This is a genomic window from Eikenella corrodens (genome assembly GCF_003990355.1).
GTDB lineage: Bacteria > Pseudomonadota > Gammaproteobacteria > Burkholderiales > Neisseriaceae > Eikenella > Eikenella corrodens_B.
The window spans coordinates 1,565,922-1,590,161 of the sequence record NZ_CP034670.1 but is presented as its reverse complement, the minus strand read 5'-3'; the positions used below and the strand labels follow the sequence as shown (position 1 = coordinate 1,590,161).

Here is a 24,240-nt window from a genome sequence, read left to right as displayed (position 1 = left end):
CAGTATGTCTCCGATTTCCCCGCTCCAAGAATCCACGCCCAAACGCTGGGTGGCATTCAGCTTTTTGCTGGTGTTGCTCTTCGATTTCATCCCGATTTCCCCGCCTTGGGTGTACCCCCTGCCTGATTTCACGCTGATTATGCTGGCTTATTGGCTGTTGCACCGGCCTCAGCTTATCGGTATCGGCGTGGCGTTCTGCCTCGGCCTGTTGGTGGATATCGGTACCAATTCGCTGCTGGGGCAGCACGGCTTGGCTTATACCGTGGCTGCATTTCTGATTGAACGCAACCGGCGGCAGGTTGCGCTCAATTCCTTTGGCTGGCAGGCTGTTGCCGTGGCCGGCGCGGTGTTGGTGAGCCAGTTGGTGATTTTCTTGGTCAGCCTGTTTCAACAGCAGCCGTTTTCTTTGTGGCGGCTGTGGCTGCCTTCAGTCGTTACCGGCCTGCTGTGGCCGCAGTTGAACAATATGATGCTCGCCATCGCCCACTACCGCCGTTCCCGCAAATGAAGCCGAGTCATCATTACAGGCCTGTTAAAGCGCCGCCCCGTAGCCGACAGAAGGATTACCTGCTGCGGCTGGTGGTGGCGTTTGTCATGATTTTGGTGTTTTTCTGCGTGCTGGTGTGGCAGTTTGTGCGGCTTCAGGTAGCCCGGCACGAGGAATTTGTGGATAAAGCCGCCGCCAACCGCATCTCTCTTATCCCCACCCCGCCGATTCGCGGCGAAATCACCGATGTGAACGGCGTGGTGCTGGCGCACAATTATCCGGCCTATTCGCTGGAAGTCATTCCCAACGAGCTGGAAATGAAAGTGGAGGATTTGATACCGGCCTTGAGCCAGTATGTGGAAATCAGCGAGGCCGATGTGAAGCGCTTCCAACGCTTCCGTGCCGAATCCCGCTCCTATGAACGCATTCCGTTGAAATTGAAACTGAGCACCGAAGAAGCGGCAAGGCTGGCGGCGGTGTTGTTCCGCTTCAAAGGCGTGGAAGTGAACGCCCGTACCTTCCGCGAATACCCCTACGGCGGGCTCACCACCCATATTGTCGGCTATATCGGCCGCATCAGCGACAAAGACCGCGACCAGCTGGAAAGCGAAGACCGCTACGAACTTTATCGCGGCACCACCCATATCGGCAAAATGGGCCTGGAAAACTTCTACGAACAGCAGCTGCACGGTATGCCCGGCTATCAGGAGGTGGAAAAAGACGCACAGGGCAATATTGTGCGTACCCTGAAAACCGCCCCGGCCGTGAGCGGACAAACCCTGCGCCTGTCGCTGGATATCCGCATGCAACAAAAAGCCAGCGAATTGTTGGGCAACCGGCGCGGCGCGGTGGTGGCCATCGATCCGCAAACCGGCGGCGTACTGGCGCTGGTGTCGAAGCCGACTTACGATGCCAACCTGTTTATCGACGGCATCGACAGCGATACCTGGAAAAGCCTGAATGATGATTGGCAAAAACCGCTCATCAACCGCGTTACTCAAGGACTGTATCCCCCCGGCTCTACTTTCAAACCATTTATGGGCATGGCCGCGCTGCAAAGCGGGCAGATTACGCCTAACACCGTGCTGCCCGCGCCCGGTGCGTGGAGTATTCCCGGCAGCCGCCACCAGTTCCGCGATTCGGTGCGCAGCGGGCATGGTTCGGCCAATTTGGGTAAGGCCATCCAAGTGTCATCCGACACCTTTTTCTACCGCCTGGGCTACGAAATGGGCATAGAAAAGGCTTATCCCTATCTGGCGCACTTTGGTTTCGGCCAGCCGACAGGCATCGATTTGCCCAACGAATACAAAGGTATCTTGCCCAGCCCGGAATGGAAGGCGCGGCGCTTTGCCCATGCCAAAAACGAAACCGCCCGCCAGTGGAAGCCTGCCGATATGGTAACCATCAGCATAGGCCAGGGCTTTAACGCCTACACGCCGCTGCAGATGGCACATGCCACCGCCACGCTGGCCAATAACGGCGTGATGTATCGGCCGCACTTGGTGCGCGAACTCATCGACCACCAAAAGCAAACCCGTATTCTGGTGGGCACCCAGCCCAGCGCCACCCTGCCGTTCAAGCCGGAGTATTTCACTTTTGTGAAGCAGAGTATGGAGCGCGTGTTGCGCCCGGGCGGAACGGCCTGGCGCGTGGGCGTGGGGTTGAAATACAGTATGGGCGGCAAAACAGGTACGGCGCAAGTGGTGCAGATTCGGCAGGGCGCATCGTATAACGCAGCCGCGCTGGCCGAACGCCATCGAGACCATGCCTGGTTCATTGCCTTTGCGCCGGCAGATAATCCGAAAATAGCCATCGCCGTGCTGTTGGAAAACGGCGGGTGGGGCGCGAATGCCGCGCCGATTGCCCGCCAGCTGGCCGACTTCTACCTGCTGCAGCTGCAGGGTGAAAACGGCAAAAACCTGCCGCTGCCCAAGCCTGCCGTTCCCAGCGCGGGCGCAATGAGCCAGGCCGAATACCCGCTGGTTCACGCCCAGTCGGAACGCACCCTGTCTGCCTACCGGGCGGTTTCAGGTAGCCTCCCGGCTGCCGCATCCGAGGTTCGATAATATGCAACACCTGTCTGAACATGCCGTCCGCCGCTACTGGCGGAAAATTTGGGAGCCGATGGATATGTGGCTGTTTTACAGCATGCTGGCCATTTATGTGATGAGCCTGTTCCTGCTGTATTCGGCCGACGGCCAAAGCATCGGCCAGCTGGAAAACAAAACCCTGCATACGGTATTGGGCTTTGTGCTGCTGTGGTGCATTGCCCGCACGCGGCCGCAGGTGCTGAGCAATTTCGCCATCGTGCTGTACGGGGTGAGCCTGCTGATGTTGGTGGGCGTGCATTTTTTCGGTGTGATTGTGAACGGCTCGCAGCGCTGGCTGAATCTGGGCATCATCCGCCTGCAGCCCTCGGAGTTGATGAAAATCGCGCTGCCGATGACGGTGGCGTGGTATTTGCAGAAACATGAAACCGAGCTGGGCTGGCAGCATTATCTGGCCGCGCTGGCGCTGGTGGCCGTGCCGGGCTTTCTGATTCTGAAACAGCCCGATTTGGGCACAGCGGTGCTGATTATGGCGTCCGGGCTGTTTGTGATGTTTTTTGCCGGGCTGCCGTGGCGGGCGATTGCGGTGGCCGTGGTCGGCTTTTTCGCCTCGCTGCCGCTGTTGTGGCAATACGGTATGCACGATTACCAGCGTACCCGCGTGCTGACCCTGCTCGATCCGACTAAAGACCCGCTGGGTGCGGGCTACCATATTCTGCAGTCGATGACCGCCATCGGCTCCGGCGGGGTGTGGGGCAAGGGCTGGCTCAACGGTACGCAGACGCATCTCGACTACATTCCCGAATCCACCACCGATTTCATCTTTGCCGTGTATGGCGAAGAATTCGGCCTCATTGGCAATATCCTGCTGCTGACGGTGTATACCATCATGCTGGGGCGCGGCCTCTATATTGCCGCCAAAGCCCCCACGCTCTACAGCCGCACCCTGGCCGGCGCGCTGACCATGACGTTGTTTTGCTATGTGTTTGTGAATATGGGCATGGTGAGCGGTATCCTGCCTGTGGTGGGCGTGCCGCTGCCGCTGGTAAGCTACGGCGGTACGGCCACGCTTTCTATCATGATTATTGTGGCCATGCTGATGGGCATCAGTAACCAGCAGAGTAAGATGTAGGGCGGTGGAGGCTACCTGAAAAAGGCTACCTGAAATTTCAGGTAGCCTTTGTTATAGATGAGGTGGTTGCTGAGAAGGGTGGCGATATGTGTGTTGAATTTGCAATATATTTGACCTGATACGGCATCTGGTCGTGGCAAAGCTTGTGCCGCCCGTATAGAATGGCGGCAGTTCTCCGGCCGAATGCCGGGGTTATTCTTTTGGGCTGTTTGGAAACGAGTATTTCGGCTTCATGGAAACAAGCATTTTCAGGTAGCCTTGGCCACGGAAAGAGCGTAATGAAGAAAACGGTTTTATTGGTTATCGATACCCAGCAGGTCTTGCTGGATATGGGGGCTTATCGCGGGGCGGAGATGTTGGATGCCATCGGTCGAATGCTGCTTGCTGCACGCGCACACGGGCGTGAAGTCATCTATGTGCGGCATAATGAGTTGGACTCGCCCTTTGCACCGAACTCGCCCGGTTGGCAGATTGCTGCGGCCGTTGCACCGCAGGCCGGTGAGAAAGTGGTGGATAAATGGTATAACAGCGCTTTTCGCGGTACGGATTTGCTGGATTACCTGCGTGGCAACGGAGTTGAGCGCTTAGTGGTGGTTGGCATGATGACTGAATATTGCGTGGAAGCTACGGTACGGGCTGCCAGCGATTTGGGCTTTGAAGTGATTTTGCCGGAAGGGGCCAACAGCACGCTGGATAATGGCCGCTGGTCGGCTAAAGAGCTGTATGAACACCATAATTTCGATATTATGCGCGGTCGTTTCGCAGCCATGCCGAGCGTAGATGAAGCCGTGGCGCTGTTGTCTGACTGATTTGATGTTTAATGAGAGAAAAGATGATTACTCATATCTTATATTTGTTTACCGGTTTGATTGTTTTAAATAATCCATTGATTGCGCTTGGTTATTTTGTGGATAAGACGGCAGACTTTACGTTGAGGGAACAGCGCAAAACTGCACGCCTGGTGTCGATTAGTGCGTTTATTTGTATGGTGGTAGCGGGGGTGATTGGTACGCCGTTGTTGAAAGTTTTAGGTATCAGTATTCCGGCCTTCCAAATTGCTGGTGGTATTTTGGTATTTGTGATTGCCATGAGCATGATGGGCGGGGATGACGACCCGGTGAAGCCTGATTTGCATAGGCAGCATTCAAGCTTACCGCCGGAGAAACAATTTGCTTTTGCCGTTGTACCGATGGCCACGCCGATTATTGTTGGCCCGGGCGGTTTTTCCATTGTGATTATTTACAGCAGCCATGTGGAAACATGGCGGGGTGCATTGGAATTGTTGATTGCCTGCTTTATGGTAGGGGTAACCTGTTATTTGATTTTGGCCGGTGCGGCCAGGCTGAGCAAAATACTCGGTAATGTAGGCATCAAAATTATTAATCGTGTGTCCGGCCTGCTGCTGGCAGCCATCGCGGTGGAGATTGTATTGGCCGGTTTGCGAGGCTTGTTTCCAGCTTTAAAAATTATGGGTTAGTCTTGATGATGTCGATTAAAGAGCGGGTGGTATGCCCGCTCTTTTGCTTATTTCTCAGTTTTTACTTCGCCAGCTAGTATTAGCTTCAATCATTTTACGATCGCAATATCTAATGATGAATGTTTGTTTCTTATCAACTGATTTAGGTTACAATCCCGAGTGCCATGCTCTTCTTTTTTGATCATTTAATTTGGAGACTGTTATGCCTCAATTGTCCGACGTACAAATTGTCCAAGCCGCTTCCATTAGGCACATCGATGAAATCGCCGCCAAGCTCGGCTTGAAGCCGGAGCAACTGGAGCATTACGGCAAATATAAAGCCAAAATCAATCCGGATGATGCATTCAGGCTACCTGAAAAACGGGGCAAGCTTATTTTGGTAACCGCTATCAGCCCTACACCTGCCGGGGAAGGGAAAACAACAGTCACCATTGGTTTGGCCGATGCACTCAACCGTATCGGTAAAAAAGCTGTTATTGCCTTGCGCGAACCTTCGCTCGGCCCGGTATTCGGCATCAAAGGCGGGGCGGCTGGCGGCGGCTATGCCCAAGTGCTTCCTATGGAAGACATCAATCTGCATTTTACTGGCGATTTCCACGCTATCGGTGCTGCAAACAACCTTTTGGCTGCCCTTATTGATAACCATATCCATCACGGTAATGCGCTTAATATCGATCCAAAACGGATTTTATGGCGACGTGCAGTGGATATGAATGACCGCCATTTGCGTAATATTATCGGCGGGTTAGGTAAAACTGCTGATGGTGTGATGCGTGATGATGGTTTTGATATAACTGTTGCTTCCGAAGTGATGGCTGTATTTTGTTTGGCCAAGGATATTACCGACCTCAAGCAGAGGCTGGGTAATATGTTGGTGGCGCATACAAAAGATGGCAGCCCGGTGTATGCACGCGATTTGAAAGCACAGGGCGCAATGGCGGCATTATTAAAAGATGCCATTAAACCCAATCTTGTTCAAACCATTGAAGGTACGCCTGCTTTTGTGCATGGCGGTCCGTTCGCTAATATTGCCCATGGTTGCAATTCGGTTGTCGCCACGCGATTGGCTTGTCATCTGGCCGATTATGCTGTTACCGAAGCCGGGTTTGGTGCGGATTTGGGTGCCGAGAAATTCTGCGATATCAAGTGCCGGTTGTCCGGTTTGCGGCCGGATGCTGCGGTGGTGGTGGCTACCGTACGGGCATTGAAATATAACGGCGGTTTGCCCAAAGAGGAGTTAGCTGGTGAAAATCTGGTTGCATTGGAAAAAGGATTGCCCAACTTGTTGCGGCATATCGATAATCTGAAAAATGTATTTGGCTTGCCGGTAGTGGTTGCGCTCAACCGCTTCAGTGCCGATACGCAGGCTGAATTAGATTTAGTGGCTGATGCCTGCCGTAAACGCGGTGCGGAAATCTCGTTTACCGAAGTATGGGGTAAAGGTGGAGCCGGAGGTGAGGATTTGGCGCATAAAGTGGTTGCTGCTGCCGAACAATCATCTGCACAATTTAGTTTCTGTTATGACGTGGAGAAAAGTATTCCGGAAAAAATTCGCACCATCGCGCAACGGATTTATGGTGCGGAAGATGTGGATTTTAGTTCGGAGACTTTGGCCGATATTGCCAACTTGGAAAGATTGGGTTGGGATAAATTGCCGATTTGTATGGCAAAAACGCAATATTCGTTCAGTGATAACGCTAAACTGCTGGGTGCACCACAAGGCTTTCGTATCACTGTGCGTGGGCTGACCTTATCTGCTGGGGCGGGGTTCGTGGTGGTGTTGTGTGGCAATATGATGAAAATGCCAGGTTTGCCTAAAGTGCCGGCTGCAGAGCGGATTGACGTGGATGAAGATGGGGTGATTAGCGGATTGTTCTGAATGGTTTTAGTGTGAAAGAGGTTGTAGCCGGGCAGTTGCCCGGCTATTTTTGTACTGACTACTTTTTCAGGTAGCCTATGGATGGTTGTATTTGTGCCGGTTAAATTTCATTTTTCCTTAGAGGCTTAGTCATTTTTGTTCGATATTTTATTTTTAGGTATTTGACAAAGTTTTTTTGGCGGCGTATAGTTCGCATCTTCGCTGTTCCTTACGGCACAATTTGCTGTTTGCGGTTTGATTATTTACTGTTTGCAGTTGTGATTATGCGTCAGTTTGGTTCGGCAGCTCTTTAACAATCAGATTACCGATAAGTGTGGGTGTTTTACACCTGCACTGTTGAGAAGAAGACAAGACGATGTTTGACATTGTCCTGTCGGTTTCTTTGAAGCAGACCAGAAGTTATTAAGTTAGAGATTGAACATAAGAGTTTGATCCTGGCTCAGATTGAACGCTGGCGGCATGCTTTACACATGCAAGTCGAACGGCAGCGGGGTAGTGCTTGCACTACTGTCCGGCGAGTGGCGAACGGGTGAGTAAGATATCGGAACGTACCGAGTAATGGGGGATAACCAATCGAAAGATTGGCTAATACCGCATACGTCCTGAGGGAGAAAGCGGGGGATCGCAAGACCTCGCGTTATTCGAGCGGCCGATAACTGATTAGCTAGTTGGTGGGGTAAAGGCCTACCAAGGCGACGATCAGTAGCGGGTCTGAGAGGACGATCCGCCACACTGGGACTGAGACACGGCCCAGACTCCTACGGGAGGCAGCAGTGGGGAATTTTGGACAATGGGGGCAACCCTGATCCAGCCATGCCGCGTGTATGAAGAAGGCCTTCGGGTTGTAAAGTACTTTTGTTAGGGAAGAAAAGGGAAGTGCTAATACCACTTTTTGCTGACGGTACCTAAAGAATAAGCACCGGCTAACTACGTGCCAGCAGCCGCGGTAATACGTAGGGTGCGAGCGTTAATCGGAATTACTGGGCGTAAAGCGAGCGCAGACGGTTACTTAAGCAGGATGTGAAATCCCCGGGCTTAACCTGGGAACTGCGTTCTGAACTGGGTAGCTAGAGTATGTCAGAGGGGGTAGAATTCCACGTGTAGCAGTGAAATGCGTAGAGATGTGGAGGAATACCGATGGCGAAGGCAGCCCCCTGGGATAATACTGACGTTCATGCTCGAAAGCGTGGGTAGCAAACAGGATTAGATACCCTGGTAGTCCACGCCCTAAACGATGTCGATTAGCTGTTGGGCAACTTGATTGCTTAGTAGCGTAGCTAACGCGTGAAATCGACCGCCTGGGGAGTACGGTCGCAAGATTAAAACTCAAAGGAATTGACGGGGACCCGCACAAGCGGTGGATGATGTGGATTAATTCGATGCAACGCGAAGAACCTTACCTGGTCTTGACATGTACGGAACCTTCCAGAGACGGAAGGGTGCCTTCGGGAGCCGTAACACAGGTGCTGCATGGCTGTCGTCAGCTCGTGTCGTGAGATGTTGGGTTAAGTCCCGCAACGAGCGCAACCCTTGTCATTAGTTGCCATCATTTAGTTGGGCACTCTAATGAGACTGCCGGTGACAAACCGGAGGAAGGTGGGGATGACGTCAAGTCCTCATGGCCCTTATGACCAGGGCTTCACACGTCATACAATGGTCGGTACAGAGGGTAGCCAAGCCGCGAGGCGGAGCCAATCCCAGAAAACCGATCGTAGTCCGGATTGCACTCTGCAACTCGAGTGCATGAAGTCGGAATCGCTAGTAATCGCAGGTCAGCATACTGCGGTGAATACGTTCCCGGGTCTTGTACACACCGCCCGTCACACCATGGGAGTGGGGGATACCAGAAGTAGGTAGGGTAACCGCAAGGAGCCCGCTTACCACGGTATGCTTCATGACTGGGGTGAAGTCGTAACAAGGTAGCCGTAGGGGAACCTGCGGCTGGATCACCTCCTTTCTAGAGAAAGAAGCAGGGGTAGAGCATCCACACCTATCGGTAATCGGATACAGATGCGAAGAGAATGTTGGGTTTGTAGCTCAGCTGGTTAGAGCACACGCTTGATAAGCGTGGGGTCGGAGGTTCAAGTCCTCCCAGACCCACCAGTAGTCGTAGAGCGGAGCAGATCCGCCCAGGTACTGGGGGCATAGCTCAGTTGGTAGAGCACCTGCTTTGCAAGCAGGGGGTCATCGGTTCGATCCCGTTTGCCTCCACCACACAATACTTTCCAAATAAAAGTATGCTAAATATGCGAGTAAGCTGCTGCAGCTTGCAGTTTACGCGGTAGTTTGTAGTTTATTTTTATTTGCGAAGTTAAAACGCATCGATCTTTAACAAATTGGCAAGCCGAAATCAACAAACAAACGAAGTAGGGCTTATCCAGAGATAAGTCATACAGAATTTGGGTGATGATTGTATCGACCGAATCCTGAAACACAAAAGGCAGGATTCGGACACAACAAGCAGTAAGCTTTATCAGAGTAGAGGCCTTAAGCCCCAGTTGTCGTCAACGCAGCGCAGGCGAAGTCAAAAAGGCACTTCAAATGATAGAGTCAAGTGAATAAGTGCATCAGGTGGATGCCTTGGCGATGATAGGCGACGAAGGACGTGTAAGCCTGCGAAAAGCATCGGGGAGCTGGCAATAGAGCTTTGATCCGGTGATGTCCGAATGGGGAAACCCACACAGCAATGTGTATCCTAAGCCCAATACATAAGCTTAGAGAAGCGAACCCGGAGAACTGAACCATCTAAGTACCCGGAGGAAAAGAAATCAACCGAGATTCCGCAAGTAGTGGCGAGCGAACGCGGAGCAGCCTGTATGTGATAGCCGTCGGGATAGGAGAAGGAATTGGAAACTTCCGCCATAGTGGGTGATAGCCCCGTATCCGAAATTCCGGCAGTGGTACTAAGCATACGACAAGTAGGGCGGGGCACGAGAAATCCTGTCTGAAGATGGGGGGACCATCCTCCAAGGCTAAATACTCATCATCGACCGATAGTGAACCAGTACCGTGAGGGAAAGGCGAAAAGAACCCCGGGAGGGGAGTGAAATAGAACCTGAAACCTGATGCATACAAACAGTGGGAGCACCCTTGCGGTGTGACTGCGTACCTTTTGTATAATGGGTCAACGACTTACATTCAGTAGCAAGCTTAACCGGATAGGGGAGGCGTAGGGAAACCGAGTCTTAATAGGGCGACATAGTTGCTGGGTGTAGACCCGAAACCGAGTGATCTATCCATGGCCAGGTTGAAGGTGCCGTAACAGGTACTGGAGGACCGAACCCACGCATGTTGCAAAATGCGGGGATGAGCTGTGGATAGGGGTGAAAGGCTAAACAAACTCGGAGATAGCTGGTTCTCCCCGAAAACTATTTAGGTAGTGCCTCATGTATCACTTCCGGGGGTAAAGCACTGTTATGGCTAGGGGGTCATTGCGACTTACCAACCCATGGCAAACTCAGAATACCGGAAAGTGCAATCATGGGAGACAGACAGCGGGTGCTAACGTCCGTTGTCGAAAGGGAAACAACCCAGACCGCCAGCTAAGGTCCCAAATGATAGATTAAGTGGTAAACGAAGTGGGAAGGCTTAGACAGCCAGGATGTTGGCTTAGAAGCAGCCATCATTTAAAGAAAGCGTAATAGCTCACTGGTCGAGTCATCCTGCGCGGAAGATGTAACGGGGCTCAAATCTATAACCGAAGCTGCGGATGCACGCTTCCTTAAAACAGCTTGCCGGAGCGAAGCGACGGAAAGCGCCCATCAAAGTCGAGCATGAATAGGTGGGGATAGCTGTTTTAATGAAGCGTGCATGGTAGGGGAGCGTTCTGTAGGCCTGAGAAGGTGTTTCGTAAGGAATGCTGGAGGTATCAGAAGTGCGAATGTTGACATGAGTAGCGATAAAGCGGGTGAAAAGCCCGCTCGCCGAAAGCCCAAGGTTTCCTGCGCAACGTTCATCGGCGCAGGGTGAGTCGGCCCCTAAGGCGAGGCAGAGATGCGTAGTCGATGGGAAACGGGTTAATATTCCCGTACTTGATTTAAGTGCGATGTGGGGACGGAGAAGGTTAGGTCAGCAAACTGTTGGAATAGTTTGTTCAAGCCGGTAGGTGGAAGGATTAGGCAAATCCGGTTCTTCATAACACCGAGAAGCGATAACGAGTATCTACGGATACGAAGTGACTGATACCACGCTTCCAGGAAAAGCCACTAAGCTCCAGCTTAAATCGAACCGTACCGCAAACCGACACAGGTGGGCAGGATGAGAATTCTAAGGCGCTTGAGAGAACTCGGGAGAAGGAACTCGGCAAATTGATACCGTAACTTCGGGAGAAGGTATGCCCTCTGAGGTAAAGGATTTACTCCGTAAGCTTTGGAGGGTCGCAGAGAATCGGTGGCTGCGACTGTTTATTAAAAACACAGCACTCTGCAAACACGAAAGTGGACGTATAGGGTGTGACGCCTGCCCGGTGCTGGAAGGTTAATTGAAGATGTGAGAGCATCGGATCGAAGCCCCAGTAAACGGCGGCCGTAACTATAACGGTCCTAAGGTAGCGAAATTCCTTGTCGGGTAAGTTCCGACCCGCACGAATGGCGTAACGATGGCCACACTGTCTCCTCCCGAGACTCAGCGAAGTTGAAGTGGTTGTGAAGATGCAATCTACCCGCTGCTAGACGGAAAGACCCCGTGAACCTTTACTGTAGCTTTGCATTGGACTTTGAAGTCACTTGTGTAGGATAGGTGGGAGGCTTAGAAGCAGAGACGCCAGTTTCTGTGGAGCCGTCCTTGAAATACCACCCTGGTGACTTTGAGGTTCTAACCCAGGTCCGTGAACCGGATCGGGGACCGTGCATGGTAGGCAGTTTGACTGGGGCGGTCTCCTCCCAAAGAGTAACGGAGGAGTTCGAAGGTTACCTAGGTCCGGTCGGAAATCGGACTGATAGTGCAATGGCAAAAGGTAGCTTAACTGCGAGACCGACAAGTCGAGCAGGTGCGAAAGCAGGACATAGTGATCCGGTGGTTCTGAATGGAAGGGCCATCGCTCAACGGATAAAAGGTACTCCGGGGATAACAGGCTGATTCCGCCCAAGAGTTCATATCGACGGCGGAGTTTGGCACCTCGATGTCGGCTCATCACATCCTGGGGCTGTAGTCGGTCCCAAGGGTATGGCTGTTCGCCATTTAAAGTGGTACGTGAGCTGGGTTTAAAACGTCGTGAGACAGTTTGGTCCCTATCTGCAGTGGGCGTTGGAAGTTTGACAGGGGCTGCTCCTAGTACGAGAGGACCGGAGTGGACGAACCTCTGGTGTACCGGTTGTCACGCCAGTGGCATCGCCGGGTAGCTAAGTTCGGGAAGGATAAGCGCTGAAAGCATCTAAGCGCGAAACCTGCCTGGAGATGAGACTTCCCTGAGGGTTAAGCCCTCCTGAAGAGTCGTTCTAGACCAGGACGTTGATAGGTGGGGTGTGGAAGCGCGGCAACGCGTGCAGCTAACCCATACTAATTGCTCGTGAGGCTTGACTCTATCATTTGAAGTGCTTTGCGGTGTGGAGACACCGGGAAGAGTACTCAATAGAATAAAGCTTACTGGAATCGATACACATTACCCGATGTTTGGTTTGTAGCCGGACAGAACAGTTTGATTTGATTGGCCGCAGTGGATACTGCGGTGGCTTGACGATTTGTACAGTTTAAGTTTGGCGGCCATAGCGGTTTGGTCCCACGCCTTCCCATCCCGAACAGGACCGTGAAACGAACCAGCGCCGATGATAGTACGGATTACCCGTGTGAAAGTAGGACACTGCCAAACACCTATTGATGACACCCGCCTGATGGCGGGTGTTGTGTTTTATGGAAAACAACGAAAAGAAAATACGGCGAAGACAAAAGCAAAGACAAAATGGAAACAAACCGGGATAGGAATAAGGGTATAGGAATAGGTAAGGTGCTGATTAGGAGACTACCTTTAAGAGGCTGCCCGAAGGTTTCAGGTAGCCTCTCTCCTGCCTTGGAAACGATTTGGGTTGAACCAGGCAGGAGAAAAAAGGGGGGTTATATAAAATGAGGGGAGGCCGGTTGGGTATTAATATTCAACTGGCCCCTTCCTGTGGAAATCAACAGGGTTGTTTACACTTTCGGCTTTTGCTTGAAGATCTGATTGAGCGGCTACTTAGTATTGCCAAGAATGTCGATAGACACGTGAAACCTGATTTATAGTGAATTAACAAAAACCAGTACAGCGTTGTCTCGCCTTGCCGTAACGTGTGTGCTGCCTGCGGCTTGCCGCCTTGTCCTGATTTTTGTTAATCCACTATATTTTGGATAATGACGGATAGCTGCTTAAGAAGCGTTTAATCAGAAACAAACACTGTCCGTGCCATAGAAAAATGTAAACAATACGACGATTTCCTACGGCTTATTGCCTGTCATACAACAATTGTTGTGGGGGAGAGGTATATTTGTTCGATGTATTATTTCAAACATTAATCCTGCTATAACTAAATAATCTATAATTTCTGTATTGACAGAAATTATAGATTTAAATAAACTGTGTCTTACTATGAAACTGAATCCAACTACTAAAAAATTTATCCTGCACTGGGGTGAAATGGGCTCCAAATGGGGTGTGAACCGCAGCGTGGCACAGATTCATGCGCTGTTGTATATCATCGGTAGGCCAATGAATGCCGAAGAAATTTGCGAAACACTAGGCATAGCTCGCTCCAATGTTTCTAATAGTATTAAGGAATTACAAGGCATGTTATTGGTGCATACTGTGCACATCATGGGTGACAGGCGCGATCATTTTGCCACTTCGGATGATGTATGGACATTGTTTCGGACTATTGTGGAGGTGCGGATGCAGCGCGAAATTGAACCTACCCGGCAGTTTTTGCAAGCCTTAATCGATAGTTCGGAATTTGCCCAGGAAAACGAGGCTGTGCAGCAGAGAATCCGGCAAACCAATGACTTTATCGGCACCCTCACCATTTGGGCCAATGAAATGCTGAAACTTTCCACCGGCACCATGGTGAAGATTTTGAAGCTGGGTGCGGGGATTCAGAAATTTTTCCGTTGAAGCAGTTTGCAGGCGAATAGGCTACCTGAAACATTACCGGATATTTTCAGGTAGCCTTGCGGAGGCTTAGAGTGGATGAAGGTGCATGAAGATTAATGTCAATACACAATCCGATAATGCTGATCACGGTATAAACGAGCCTTATCCGTTTTGGCAGGTATGGTTGGCTTATGCTTTTATCGGGCCGATGCTGGGTGCTGCGTTACTCAGCCTGCCAACCCTATTTCTGCTTTTACTGTTTCCCCTTACTTGGATAATTACATTGTTTGTGGGCGTTCCTCCGGCAGCAGTTTGCGGCTTGTGGCTGGCGTGTGCCCAAGTGCGGCGAACGCAATACGGCCTTATTTATACGGGAGTCGTGGGTGCGGGGTGTACGGTAGCGTGGCTGGTTTTGATAACCGGATTGCAATTATCGTTTGATGAGCAAGGAAAGTTTGAATTGCAATCGCTGACCATGCTGCTGTTTTTTGCCGTTTTAGGCGGGCTATGTGCCATTTTGTTAGGGCTGTTTTTCTTGCCGCAAGAGCTGGAAGAAATAGAACAGCCGGGGCGGCCGGAACAGCTGAAATGGCGGAGAAAACCCTCAAGCTGGTATTTGGATTAGGGTAGATTCAGAATAGATACATTGTTTCAGGTAGCCCTTAAACAGGTTGGGTAGTTTGAACTTTTAAACTTATGCGGATGATTCCGCTAAATTTTTAAACCTATATTTCTCTTTCGACAGAAACTTAGAAAATTATATGAATAAACAAGTTTTAGGTTGTCTGCATCATGGGGAAAGTGTGCGTATGAGAATTTCTACTAATTGGTGCTTGGTAGCCTTTGAGGCAGCCTCTAGCGGCTAGCGAACTGATGTTGGCGATGGTATCTCTTTGGTTGTCGACAGCAGTCATGGTAACTGCAACTTTGCAGTACGGTAAGTACGACGGTATTGGACAGAATAATGTGTTCGGAAGATTTGAAAATGAAGCGGCTTGACATCTTGCGGTTTTCGCTGGGGTTTTTGTGGCTGTGGAGCGGGGCACAGCCTGTTTTGACGGCAACGGATATGTCGTTGGATTTGCTGGGAAGGGCGGGCATTGCGGCAGAATGGCAGATGGCAGCGTTTTACGCTTCATCGGCCTTAGACGTATTTTTTGGGATTTTATGTTTCACTAAATTCAGAAATTACCGTTTTATATGGCTGGCGCAATTTGTCGTGGTGCTGGGTTATAGCGTGATTGTGGCGTGCAGGCTGCCTGAAATGTGGCTGCATCCGTTTGCACCGCTGGTTAAAAACGTACCGATTTTGGCGGCATTGTGGGTGCTAGGCAGTCGGCATGAACGCGCCGACGTGCCAGCCGCTCAATAGGGTCAGCAGCAGCGCGGCGTAATGAACAAAACGTGGCGGATAGGGCGGCGGCAGCAGACGGATGGTGTTGAACACAAGCAGCGCGATGTGCCCGATATACAGATAGGGAAAAGCCAAAAACCATAAGTGCCAATCCTGATAACCGCGTCCACTGTCCGCGTTGCCCTGCACGAAGGGCGTGATGCCTTGCACGACAAACAGCCAGCCGAACAGCAGCAGGGTCATGCTGAAAAAGGCGAGAGCGAAATAATCGACGTATCTGGCGTTGGTCGCGGCAAGACGCGTGATGCTTTGAAATCAAAATGAATTTAAGTTTTTGCAGGCAGCCTGCACAGGTAAATTTCAATAGGAGCAGCAAAATGAACACGTATTTAATCGTTAAAACCCTGCACATTATTTCGGCCACGTTGATGGTGGGCACGGGCTTCGGCACGGCGTTTTATCTGTTTTGGGCGAACCGTTCCGGCTCGGTGGCGGCGCAGGCGGTGGTGTCGAAATGGGTGATGAAGGCGGATTGGTGGTTCACCACGCCGGCGGTGATTTTCCAGCCGCTTTCGGGCTTGTGGATGCTGCATTACATGGGCATGCCGTTCACTTGGGACGGGGCGTGGCTGTGGGTGAAGTGGACGCTGGCGCTGTATGTGCTGGCCGGTGCGTGCTGGCTGCCGGTGGTGTGGCTGCAAATCAAGATGGCGCGGCAGGCGGCTGCGGCTTGGCAGCAGGGAGAAAACACGCTGCCAACCAGCTATAAACGCTATCAGTTCTGGTGGGAAATGTTGGGCTATCCGGCCTTCTGCGCCACGGTGGTGCTGTATTTCCTGATGGTGTTGAAGCCGATGTAGGCAATGTGCAGGCTGCCTGAAAACACAAGCGCATTACCAACGCCAGCCGTAGCGTTTTTTCATCCGCCTGTACCGTTCGCGTGCATCTGCCAAACTCTCGCCGCGATATTTCCTCTCGCCGTAAACACCGAAGTGCGCGATATAGAGGGCTAATATGGCGACAAAGGCGGATATCAGCAGCTTTTCCCCAATAGGAGCGGCGGTATTCGGCACAACAAGAACGATAAAATAGAGAAAAAGTATCACACAGGTAAACGCCAGCAAACGGCGCAGCCATTTCCATAGCGTGAAAAAGATTTTTTCTGTGCATGAGGGCTTCGGCAGTTGGCTGCGGTATTCCATATAAACCGGCAGGATAAATATCACGGCCAAAACCAGCGTTATCCGCCAGTTGCGCGGTTCGACAAAACCGCCGTGCGCCAAGATGGGAATGGAAACGGGAAGAAGCAAAGTCAAATAGTCCGCAATACTGCTGATGAGGGAAGGTTTGTCAGGCGTGGTTTTATGGGATTTTGCGCGGCGCAGTTTCATGTGCAGGCTGCCTGAAAGAACATAAGTGTTTATTTTAACAGAATTTTGTTAAATTTCCAACGTGAAAAAGCAGCCTGCACAACCTATTCATTTGATTTTTCAAACCCTTGCATAAGGAGAATAATATGCAGACATTCAACATTATGGCGATACAGGTTGCAGTATCGTTGGCGGTGAGCTTGGTGTGCTGGCTGGTTTTGGGCGCATCGCTGCGGCGCGTGCTGGCTTTTTTGTGCAATGACCCGCGCGACGAAGTGAAGGAAATCAGCGGCATATTCTGGCAGCGGCTGTATTTGAGTCTAACTCTGTTTACACCGCTATTGTGCGTGCTGCTGTTTGCGCCGAACTTCGAGCGCAGTTTGGCGGACAACCTGCTTTACGCCCTGCGATGGGCCGTGTTCGGCGGCGTGAGCCTGCTGCTGGTGCTGGCGCATTTGGTACGCAAACAGATTCAGGTGTTACAACGCAGCGGTTTTGAAGGCGTGAAGCCCGAATCGGAGTCCGAAAAGCAGCCTGCACCACCCCGTTTGCAAGCGGAAAAATATAACGGCTTTGCCCCGCTGGAAGAGTAGCGTATCTTGGGAGAATTTGAAAATGCACAAAATTTTTTACGATGCCGAATGCCCCATCTGCGTGCGCGAAATAGAGTTAATCATGCAGGACAGCCGCGCCGGATTTATGGAAGCCGTGCCAATACAGGGCAGCGAAGCCGTGTTGGCGCAATACGGCATCACCACCGAAGCCGCGCTCACCTACCTGCACGTTTTAACGGACGACGGCGTGATGCTGCAAAAAATGGCCGCCGTGCGCAAAATGTACGAAGGCTACCAAGGCTTTGCGCTGGTGAAACTGGCCAATCTGCCGCTGCTGGACAAACTGGCCGACCGGCTTTACCCGTGGTTCGCCCGCCACCGTTACCAATTTCCCAAATGGCTGCTGCCGCGCCCCGAATGCGAAGGCGGCGTATGCCGAATCCCACCGAAAGAAAGGATGAAAAAATGAGAAAATATTGGCTATCCATGCTGCTCCTGCCCCTTGCCGCGCAGGCCGTTGCCGAAAGCCCGGAGCTGACGCGCTGCCGCCAAGTGTTTAAAGACAATATGGAAATCATGGTGTTTACCATGCCTTGTTCGCCTGATGCTTCAGCGGGAAATATTCCGCAGCATAAATTTGAAAACCACTTGCGCCAAGTGGCGCGCTGCAACAGCCTGCTGGAAACCCGCTATGCCGCCGATGCCGCCCGGGTGCAGGCCGAATTGAACGCCTATGTGGAAGGCCCCGCCGCCGAGGCTCGTGCCTTCAGCCGCAACCCGCAGCGCAAACAAGCCTACTGCCGCCGGCAAAACGCTACGGCGCGCCGTTTGCTGATGCGGTATTAAAACGCTTTCAGGTAGCCTGAAATAATGGCTACCTGAAGACTTACAAATGAAAGAATATGCATCATGTACACCCAAAAACAGCTGATTGCCATCTCGCTCACCTTATATGCGGTTTGCCTATTCCTGCCTGCGGTGGGCGGGCAAATCGGCCTGTCCATCCTGTATGTCGGCATCGTTTACGGCTGGTTTGCACTGATTTTTGGTTGGCTTGCCGTACTGGCCGTTTATGCCAACGTGTTTTACTGGTGGACGGCAATACACCTGTTGCGCGGCAAAAAGCCGGAAATGGCGGCGTTGTTAAGTATGGTGTTTGCTTCTTTCTCACTGCTGCTGGTGCTGATGCCCGGGCCGGAATATGTCGCTGTGGGCTGGGGTGCGTTGCTGTGGCTGGCTGCCCTGTATCTGATGCAAATGGTTGTGTTTGCTGAGAACACCCCCGAAGCCCTACGCCAATCCTTCAAAAAATGGGCGAAAACCTGCGCCGCCGTCACCCTCGCCCTGTTCGCCTTCGGCCGCTGGCAATATGCTGCCGCCAATGCCCAGCAGCGCGAACAATACTTTCCCTTCGGCACGGTATTCGCCTTTACGCTGCCGTCGAGCCTGCCCTATATCGCGCCGCCGCAATCGCTGCCCGAACCGAACAACGGCACGGCCGAATGGCTGGGCGGGCTGGAAATTTCCCAAGACAACAGCCTCATTCTGGTTTCAGGTAGCCTCAAGGAATACACCCCGCCCAAACGCTTTATTTATCAAGGCTACCTGATACAGGAATATTTCCACGAAGACGGCATCCTTTCCATCATCCCCGCCCCCGCGCCCGCCGACTACCGCTACGGCTACCGCCCAGCCAAAGAAGGCGAGCAGGGCGAGCAAATCCAGTTTATCCAAAAAGCAGACGGCCAAACCGTGTGGCAGGCGCCCGTGAAAGCCGACGGCTCGGGGCAGTATCCGGAATATAACAAAGAAATCAATCGTCTGTGGCAGTCGCCGCTATACACCGAAATCATTGCCGGATTTAAGGCGAATCCAGCACAAACCTTCGCCGAAGCCTGCCCGATCGAGCCCTACCGCGCCCCCTTCAAGCTGCACGAACCGTTGCAAATCGCCGGCAAAATTTATTCCGACAAATACCGCAGCCCCGTGGCCAAGAGCCGCATTTTGTGCAACTCGGAATACATCCTCTGGCTCAACGCCCCCGAATATCAGGACTACAACGGCAGAGTGGATCTTTCCGCCGTGCTCATCCGCCGCAGCGATATGCTGCCGGTGGAGAAATTCAAAACCAGCCGGGAAAAAGGGTGGACAAACTACACCGCGCTCAAACAGGCTTCAGAGCAACCTCAGGCTTGGCTGGCCGGCATCGGCCGCATGGAAACCCGCCGCAAGGACGAGAATGGCTACGGAGATGACGATTACGAGCTGGTGGTGCACAGCGGCAACGGGGAATGGGTGCTGAATTGAGTTTTCAGGTAGCCTTTTGCAGGGCGCGCACCGCTTGCCCGCACGGAAAACCAAAGGCTACCTGAAAACCCGCCCCTTGGCCGCACAAAAGGCTACCTGAAAAATTTTATCTAAAGAAACCAAGGCATGATGAACATCGTCCTCTTCGGCGTAAGCGGCTTTATCGGCCGCCGCGTTGCCCAAATCCTGCGCGTGAACGGCCACACGCTGCGCACCCCGAGCCACCGCGAATTCGATTATTTGCAGCCGAACGAAGCCGCCGCCCGCGAAATCCTGCGCGGCGCGGATGCCGTGTTCAACTGCATCGGCGTGATGAGCCGCCACGCCGATGTGTTGGAAACCGTACACCACCGCACGCCCGCGCTGCTGGCCAAAATCGCGGCGGAACAAGGCGTGCGGCATTGGGTGCAGCTTTCCGCGTTGGGTGCAGACCCGAAACACGCCGTGAATTTTGTCGGCAGCAAAGGGCGCGGCGACGAAGCCGTATGCCAAATTGGCGCGGCACACGGCATACGTGTGGCGGTGGCGCGGCCGTCTATTGTGTACGGGCGCGGTGGTGCGAGCTGCGAATTGTTTATCAAATTGGCGCGGCTGCCCGTTATCGCCCTGCCGGTCGGCGGCAAGTTCATGCTCCAGCCCGTGCACGCAAACGACGTGGCGGACGGCTTGGTGCGCCTGCTGGAAAACGGCGCACCGCACGGCACCATCATCCCTTTCACCGGCAGCCTGCACACCAGTCTGGCGGGCTATCTTGCCGCCATGCGCACAGGGCTGTACCGCAAACCGCCCTTGCGCATGCTGCCGATTCCGTTGGTGTTGGTGAAGCCGTTTCTGCCGCTGACGAACGTGTTGAGCAACGGCATGGTGAGCGCAGGCAGCTTTGCGCTGTTGGAAGAAGGCTCGTGCGCCGACTGCACCGCGTTTGCCGAACTGCTGGGGCGCAAGCCCTTGGGCGTGGAGGAGTTTTGGGCGGTTGAATAGCGGCTGCAAACCGCCCATACCGTCTCGCCGTGACGCACTGCTACCGCCTGCCGTTCGCTGCCCGGCATGAGGCAATCATTATTTCAGCTATGGCATGAACACGCCGCTGCTTGCTGCTAATGAAACCAAAAGGCTACCTGAAAAATCAAAATCCGTTTTCAGGTAGCCTTAAGGGCAGCGTTCATAACCGCGAACAGGAGAATAAAAATGTATAAAATCCAATCGTATAGTTGCTTATTGTTACTCACCTTATTGCTCGCCGCCTGCCAAGAGCCCGACCGAGGCCCCGAAAAACGGCCTGCACCCATCGTCCCCACCCACTGGCGCGACGGCACGCCGATTGCCGCCGATTATCCGCGCGACCATTATGGCGTGCCTTATAGCATTGGCAATTTGGGCGGGCAGCCGGTCAATCTGCCGGAACACAGCATGGAAACACCGGTGGAATATGAAGATTCGCCCGGTTTCAACTGGCGCAAAGCCGAAAACTACAAACCGCCGGTGCGGACTTATAAGGACGTGATTGAAAGCTTTGGTTTTTTTATGAACTACACCGATGGCACGATATACGACAGCTGGCATCCCAACTTCAATAAATGGTATGAGGCAAGAAAAGAACCAGGTACACCTTGGATATTGGTGGGTATAGATAGCGGTTCCAGATATCCGAAACGTGAGCATATCTACGATATATATTTGGATGGCAATTTAAATGACTATGCCAAACCACCTTACTATATACCGCTTGATGTTTATGCAAAAACAGGCGAAACCAAATTCGGCCTGGAGGTATATGCCAACCCCGGCATCAATCCGGAAAACGGAATTGCCTGGCGCAATAATCATGGTGCAAAAGATCTGTTTGTTCAACGCGATGCTGATGGGCATGTTGTCAGCTATATCAAATGTTCCAATAATCCTGTGCCCAAACCGCAATGTGATCACGAATTCTTAATGCCTGGTAACGATATGAAAGTTGAATTAGAGATGGTGTACGACCGCCAAAACCTGCCGCATTGGCGGGAAATTGAGGTGCAGGCGGAGAAAGCCGTACGCAGCTTTATCGCCCGCCCGCCGTCTGAAGCCGTACAGCAAAAGTGGCGGGGCGGATAGCGGCGATGAAATAAAAACTGATAACGCGGTATCGAAAGTTATAGTGAATTAAATTTAAACCAGTACAGCGTTGGCTCGCCTTGCCGTACTATGTTGTACTGTCTGCGGCTCGCCGCCTTGTCCTGATTTAAATTTAATTCACTATAATTTGGCTGGCTATCAGTGGATTAAAGGCTACCTGAAAAATGGGAATCCGTTTTCAGGTAGCCTCTTGGTTTTCAGGTAGCCTTTTGTTTATCCGGCTGAGCCGCACAAGCGGCCGTTGAAGCGGCGTTTGGGTTTCCAGAAGGCCCAGCCGCTGCGGGCGCGGATTTCGAGGCTGCCGCCGTGTTCGCCGTCGGTGAGGAGTCGGGCGGCGGGGAGGTGTGTGCGTTGCAGGGCGTGCCACAGGGGGGCGAAGAATTGTTCGTCCCATTGTTGCAGGGTGTGGGCGTAGGCGTGCGGGTCGCCAAGCTCGGCGGCTTGTTGCAGATTGTCGAGGTAGAGGGCGCTGTGTTCGATTGGTGTTTGGCTCTCGGTGGCGGTAGTTTGCCAATCGGGGAAGCTATTGGGAGTGGGGCGGATTTGTGGGCTGCGGCTGTAGGCGGCCCAGGGGCTGTTGCTGCCGATGAGGGCGGGGGGCTCGGCCTGGGTGTCGGGCATTTTGTCCCATAGCCAGAGGGCGTTGACGGGGAGCCTGCCTTCGGCTTGGCGGCGTTGGTTGACGGGGTGGTCGTGCAGCCACATTTGGATTTCGGTTTGGCGTTGCAGCCATTGTTTGTGTTGGGGGCCGCCGGCTTGGGGCAGGTCGGCGTGCTGGCCGGCGATGTTGAGGATGCAGGGGGCTTGCCAGCCAGCTGGGCGGGGCAGGCGGATGCTCCACAGCTCGGGGGAGAGGGGGGCGAACTGCCAGCCGTCTTCGCCGCAGAAGGCGTTGAGGCCGTGGCACAGTACTTCGGCTTCTTCTGGGCTGATTGCGAGGCCGCTGCTTTGCAGTTGGGCGCTGTGCAGGCCGAGTTGCTGGTGCAGGGGGCTGGCGAAGGCGTAGGGTTCGGCGAAGAGGTGGTTGAGCTGCACGCCGAGGTGGGCAAAGCAGAAATCGGCAGGTTCGGCAGGGATAGGTTGGAAACGGCCGAAACGCAGCAGGCGGTTGAGGGCGGGGGTGTGCAGGCTGGGAAGTTCTTCAGGCTGCGGCCAGTTGAGGCCGGGGAGGAATAGGGTGAACATGGGTGTGTGGTGGGTTGTTTTTTAAAGGGGAAATTTTTCAGGTAGCCCCAATCGGGATATGGGCTACCTGAAAAATCGGGTGCGGCCAAATGGGCTGTGCGGCAGGTTTCGGGCCATTGGGATGCGGAACAGGCTACTTGAAAAATAGCCGGCCTTGCGCAACAGCATTGTGCGGTAGGGCTTCAGCCAGCCTTTTGATGCTGGCGGGCTGGGCTGAAGAGGCTACCTGAAAACGAGTTTGGCGGGCTTCTGCGGGCCTGAAATTTTCAGGTAGCCTTTTGCATGGGCATCAATGTACTTGGTAGCGCTGCAACACGGCGCGGATTTGCGGCAGGGCGGCGCGGGCGGCGTCTTCGCCGAGCTTGATGGCGTGGGCTTTTTCATCGAAACCACCCACGGCGCCGAGATGCTGCACCTGTGGTTTGATCACTACGTCGGCCTTGGCCAGCTCGCTGTTGAGGGCGGGGGTGCTCATGATGTTGAGGCTTTGGTCGAGGTAGGAGAAGAAGCCGCTTTGGCTGATGCGGGCGGGCTTGGCGGAAATGTCCACCGCAATCACCACATTGGCTCCCATCTGGCGGGCGGCGGATACGGGCACGGGGGCGGTGAGGCCGCCGTCCACATAGCGTTTGCCGTTGATTACTGCGGGCTGGAACACGTTGGGGATGCTGGCGGAAGCGCGCACGGCCTGGCCGGTGTTGCCGCTGCGGAATACCACGCTGCGGCCGGTGTCGAATTCGGTGGCCACGGCGGCGAATTTGCGCGGCAGGTTTTGGATGGGGCGGTTGCCCACTTGGCGGTTGATGTAGTTTTGCAGTTTTTCGCCGCGGATAAAGCCGCTGGTGGAGAGAGTTAAATCCACCAAATCGGCGCGTTGCAGGTTTTCCGCTTCACGCTGCAGGCGGGGAGCGTTCATGCCGGAGGCGTAGAGGCTGCCCACCAGGGCGCCGGCGCTGGTGCCGGTAATGATTTTCACGGGAATATTGTTTTCTTCCAACACTTTAATCACGCCGATATGGGCGAAGCCTTTGGATGCGCCGCCGCCCAGAGCCAGGCCGATAACGGCTTGGGGCTTGCGGGTGGCGGTGAGCGGCTGGCGGGACGGGGTTTGCGAGCCGCTGCTGCCGCCGAGGAGGCCGCAGGCGGAGAGGGATAGGGTGAGCAGGGAGAGGCCGAGGCTGCGGCGCAATAGGCTGTTCATGGGGAATCCTTTCTGTGAAAAGTGGGGAAACGGGCGGTATTGTAGCGGATCGGGGCGCGCGTGGCATCCGTGCGGCT

Annotated in this window: 20 protein-coding genes, 2 tRNA genes and 3 rRNA genes; 21 read left to right on the top strand and 4 right to left on the bottom strand. The window is 53.3% G+C overall.

Annotated elements, in window-relative coordinates:
* The first annotated feature begins 4 nt into the window (after positions 1 to 4).
* The 14 genes from mreD (at position 5) to ELB75_RS07940 (ending at position 15,449) form a co-directional block, all read left to right on the top strand.
* Positions 5 to 508 (top strand): rod shape-determining protein MreD, encoded by a 504-nt coding sequence (mreD, locus tag ELB75_RS08010; RefSeq protein WP_126983477.1) that lies wholly within the window; start codon positions 5 to 7, stop codon positions 506 to 508.
* Positions 505 to 2,553 carry a penicillin-binding protein 2 gene (gene mrdA, locus ELB75_RS08005; protein WP_126983476.1) on the top strand — a complete coding sequence of 683 codons (2,049 nt, stop codon included), beginning with the start codon at positions 505 to 507 and terminating at the stop codon, positions 2,551 to 2,553. The genes mreD and mrdA overlap by 4 nt, the downstream gene beginning before the upstream one ends.
* 1 nt (position 2,554) lies before the next feature.
* Positions 2,555 to 3,667, top strand: a complete 1,113-nt coding sequence (rodA, locus tag ELB75_RS08000) for a rod shape-determining protein RodA (RefSeq protein ID WP_126983475.1) — start codon at positions 2,555 to 2,557, stop codon at positions 3,665 to 3,667.
* Between the two features lie 278 nt (positions 3,668 to 3,945).
* Positions 3,946 to 4,476: a cysteine hydrolase family protein gene (locus ELB75_RS07995; RefSeq protein ID WP_164726851.1), complete on the top strand. Its 531-nt coding sequence runs from the start codon at positions 3,946 to 3,948 to the stop codon at positions 4,474 to 4,476.
* 23 nt (positions 4,477 to 4,499) lie between these two features.
* Complete coding sequence (locus ELB75_RS07990) at positions 4,500 to 5,144, top strand: MarC family protein (protein WP_126983473.1); 645 nt, start codon at positions 4,500 to 4,502, stop codon at positions 5,142 to 5,144.
* A 202-nt stretch (positions 5,145 to 5,346) separates the two neighbouring features.
* Entirely contained in the window at positions 5,347 to 7,023 is a 1,677-nt protein-coding gene (locus tag ELB75_RS07985; protein ID WP_126983472.1) for a formate--tetrahydrofolate ligase, read from the top strand.
* A 416-nt stretch (positions 7,024 to 7,439) separates the two neighbouring features.
* A 16S ribosomal RNA gene (locus ELB75_RS07980) occupies positions 7,440 to 8,980 on the top strand.
* Positions 8,981 to 9,049: 69 nt separating this feature from the next.
* Positions 9,050 to 9,126 (top strand) — tRNA-Ile (locus tag ELB75_RS07975).
* Between the two features lie 35 nt (positions 9,127 to 9,161).
* A tRNA-Ala gene (locus tag ELB75_RS07970) sits at positions 9,162 to 9,237 on the top strand.
* A 334-nt stretch (positions 9,238 to 9,571) separates the two neighbouring features.
* Positions 9,572 to 12,544 (top strand): 23S ribosomal RNA (locus tag ELB75_RS07965).
* Between the two features lie 171 nt (positions 12,545 to 12,715).
* Positions 12,716 to 12,829: ribosomal RNA gene (rrf, locus tag ELB75_RS07960) — 5S ribosomal RNA — on the top strand.
* Together the 16S, 23S and 5S rRNA genes with 2 tRNA genes alongside form the textbook arrangement of a ribosomal RNA operon.
* Positions 12,830 to 13,579: 750 nt before the next feature.
* Positions 13,580 to 14,098, top strand: a complete 519-nt coding sequence (locus ELB75_RS07950) for a GbsR/MarR family transcriptional regulator (protein ID WP_126983471.1) — start codon at positions 13,580 to 13,582, stop codon at positions 14,096 to 14,098.
* Between the two features lie 85 nt (positions 14,099 to 14,183).
* Positions 14,184 to 14,702, top strand: a complete 519-nt coding sequence (locus tag ELB75_RS07945) for a hypothetical protein (protein ID WP_126983470.1) — start codon at positions 14,184 to 14,186, stop codon at positions 14,700 to 14,702.
* Between the two features lie 360 nt (positions 14,703 to 15,062).
* Positions 15,063 to 15,449, top strand: a complete 387-nt coding sequence (locus ELB75_RS07940) for a DoxX-like family protein (protein ID WP_126983469.1) — start codon at positions 15,063 to 15,065, stop codon at positions 15,447 to 15,449.
* Here the strand turns inward: ELB75_RS07940 and ELB75_RS07935 are convergent.
* A complete protein-coding gene (locus ELB75_RS07935; RefSeq protein ID WP_241236055.1) occupies positions 15,405 to 15,674 on the bottom strand; it encodes a hypothetical protein in 270 nt (89 codons plus the stop codon). The genes ELB75_RS07940 and ELB75_RS07935 overlap by 45 nt on opposite strands.
* 134 nt (positions 15,675 to 15,808) lie before the next feature.
* Here ELB75_RS07935 and ELB75_RS07930 point away from each other — a divergent pair, with 134 nt between their 5' ends.
* On the top strand, positions 15,809 to 16,291 hold the full coding sequence (locus ELB75_RS07930) for a DUF2269 family protein (protein ID WP_126983467.1): 483 nt from the start codon (positions 15,809 to 15,811) through the stop codon (positions 16,289 to 16,291).
* 33 nt (positions 16,292 to 16,324) lie between these two features.
* Here the strand turns inward: ELB75_RS07930 and ELB75_RS07925 are convergent, their stop codons facing one another.
* The gene (locus ELB75_RS07925; protein ID WP_126983466.1) at positions 16,325 to 16,822 is read right to left on the bottom strand and encodes a hypothetical protein; all 498 of its coding nucleotides are present in this window, start codon (positions 16,820 to 16,822) and stop codon (positions 16,325 to 16,327) included.
* Positions 16,823 to 16,947: 125 nt separating this feature from the next.
* On the opposite strand from ELB75_RS07925, the gene ELB75_RS07920 reads away from it, so the two are divergent.
* From ELB75_RS07920 to ELB75_RS07895, 6 genes are all read left to right on the top strand, one after another.
* Complete coding sequence (locus tag ELB75_RS07920; protein ID WP_126983465.1) at positions 16,948 to 17,394, top strand: hypothetical protein; 447 nt, start codon at positions 16,948 to 16,950, stop codon at positions 17,392 to 17,394.
* Positions 17,395 to 17,416: 22 nt separating this feature from the next.
* On the top strand, positions 17,417 to 17,824 hold the full coding sequence (locus ELB75_RS07915) for a thiol-disulfide oxidoreductase DCC family protein (RefSeq protein WP_126983464.1): 408 nt from the start codon (positions 17,417 to 17,419) through the stop codon (positions 17,822 to 17,824).
* Positions 17,821 to 18,201: a hypothetical protein gene (locus ELB75_RS07910; protein WP_126983463.1), complete on the top strand. Its 381-nt coding sequence runs from the start codon at positions 17,821 to 17,823 to the stop codon at positions 18,199 to 18,201. The genes ELB75_RS07915 and ELB75_RS07910 overlap by 4 nt, the downstream gene beginning before the upstream one ends.
* A 63-nt stretch (positions 18,202 to 18,264) precedes the next feature.
* Positions 18,265 to 19,662, top strand: coding sequence for a hypothetical protein (locus tag ELB75_RS07905; RefSeq protein WP_126983462.1), 1,398 nt, complete (start codon positions 18,265 to 18,267; stop codon positions 19,660 to 19,662).
* A gap of 129 nt (positions 19,663 to 19,791) precedes the next feature.
* Positions 19,792 to 20,643, top strand: a complete 852-nt coding sequence (locus ELB75_RS07900) for an NAD-dependent epimerase/dehydratase family protein (RefSeq protein ID WP_126984249.1) — start codon at positions 19,792 to 19,794, stop codon at positions 20,641 to 20,643.
* A 207-nt stretch (positions 20,644 to 20,850) separates the two neighbouring features.
* Positions 20,851 to 21,756 carry a hypothetical protein gene (locus ELB75_RS07895; protein ID WP_126983461.1) on the top strand — a complete coding sequence of 302 codons (906 nt, stop codon included), beginning with the start codon at positions 20,851 to 20,853 and terminating at the stop codon, positions 21,754 to 21,756.
* Between the two features lie 234 nt (positions 21,757 to 21,990).
* On the opposite strand, the gene ELB75_RS07890 is transcribed toward ELB75_RS07895, so the two are convergent.
* Together ELB75_RS07890 and ELB75_RS07885 are read right to left on the bottom strand one after the other, a co-directional pair.
* The gene (locus tag ELB75_RS07890) at positions 21,991 to 22,962 is read right to left on the bottom strand and encodes a hypothetical protein (protein ID WP_126983460.1); all 972 of its coding nucleotides are present in this window, start codon (positions 22,960 to 22,962) and stop codon (positions 21,991 to 21,993) included.
* A 289-nt stretch (positions 22,963 to 23,251) separates the two neighbouring features.
* Entirely contained in the window at positions 23,252 to 24,163 is a 912-nt protein-coding gene (locus ELB75_RS07885) for a patatin-like phospholipase family protein (RefSeq protein WP_126983459.1), read from the bottom strand.
* Positions 24,164 to 24,240 lie beyond the last annotated feature (77 nt).

Bases quoted from the DNA above. Each gene is read 5' to 3' on its own strand.
- mreD (WP_126983477.1), top strand. From the start codon at position 5: ATGTCTCCGATTTCCCCGCTCCAAGAATCCACGCCCAAACGCTGGGTG.
- mrdA (WP_126983476.1), top strand. From the start codon at position 505: ATGAAGCCGAGTCATCATTACAGGCCTGTTAAAGCGCCGCCCCGTAGC.
- rodA (WP_126983475.1), top strand. From the start codon at position 2,555: ATGCAACACCTGTCTGAACATGCCGTCCGCCGCTACTGGCGGAAAATT.
- ELB75_RS07995 (WP_164726851.1), top strand. From the start codon at position 3,946: ATGAAGAAAACGGTTTTATTGGTTATCGATACCCAGCAGGTCTTGCTG.
- ELB75_RS07990 (WP_126983473.1), top strand. From the start codon at position 4,500: ATGATTACTCATATCTTATATTTGTTTACCGGTTTGATTGTTTTAAAT.
- ELB75_RS07985 (WP_126983472.1), top strand. From the start codon at position 5,347: ATGCCTCAATTGTCCGACGTACAAATTGTCCAAGCCGCTTCCATTAGG.
- ELB75_RS07950 (WP_126983471.1), top strand. From the start codon at position 13,580: ATGAAACTGAATCCAACTACTAAAAAATTTATCCTGCACTGGGGTGAA.
- ELB75_RS07945 (WP_126983470.1), top strand. From the start codon at position 14,184: ATGAAGATTAATGTCAATACACAATCCGATAATGCTGATCACGGTATA.
- ELB75_RS07940 (WP_126983469.1), top strand. From the start codon at position 15,063: ATGAAGCGGCTTGACATCTTGCGGTTTTCGCTGGGGTTTTTGTGGCTG.
- ELB75_RS07935 (WP_241236055.1), bottom strand. From the start codon at position 15,674: ATGACCCTGCTGCTGTTCGGCTGGCTGTTTGTCGTGCAAGGCATCACG.
- ELB75_RS07930 (WP_126983467.1), top strand. From the start codon at position 15,809: ATGAACACGTATTTAATCGTTAAAACCCTGCACATTATTTCGGCCACG.
- ELB75_RS07925 (WP_126983466.1), bottom strand. From the start codon at position 16,822: ATGAAACTGCGCCGCGCAAAATCCCATAAAACCACGCCTGACAAACCT.
- ELB75_RS07920 (WP_126983465.1), top strand. From the start codon at position 16,948: ATGCAGACATTCAACATTATGGCGATACAGGTTGCAGTATCGTTGGCG.
- ELB75_RS07915 (WP_126983464.1), top strand. From the start codon at position 17,417: ATGCACAAAATTTTTTACGATGCCGAATGCCCCATCTGCGTGCGCGAA.
- ELB75_RS07910 (WP_126983463.1), top strand. From the start codon at position 17,821: ATGAGAAAATATTGGCTATCCATGCTGCTCCTGCCCCTTGCCGCGCAG.
- ELB75_RS07905 (WP_126983462.1), top strand. From the start codon at position 18,265: ATGTACACCCAAAAACAGCTGATTGCCATCTCGCTCACCTTATATGCG.
- ELB75_RS07900 (WP_126984249.1), top strand. From the start codon at position 19,792: ATGAACATCGTCCTCTTCGGCGTAAGCGGCTTTATCGGCCGCCGCGTT.
- ELB75_RS07895 (WP_126983461.1), top strand. From the start codon at position 20,851: ATGTATAAAATCCAATCGTATAGTTGCTTATTGTTACTCACCTTATTG.
- ELB75_RS07890 (WP_126983460.1), bottom strand. From the start codon at position 22,962: ATGTTCACCCTATTCCTCCCCGGCCTCAACTGGCCGCAGCCTGAAGAA.
- ELB75_RS07885 (WP_126983459.1), bottom strand. From the start codon at position 24,163: ATGAACAGCCTATTGCGCCGCAGCCTCGGCCTCTCCCTGCTCACCCTA.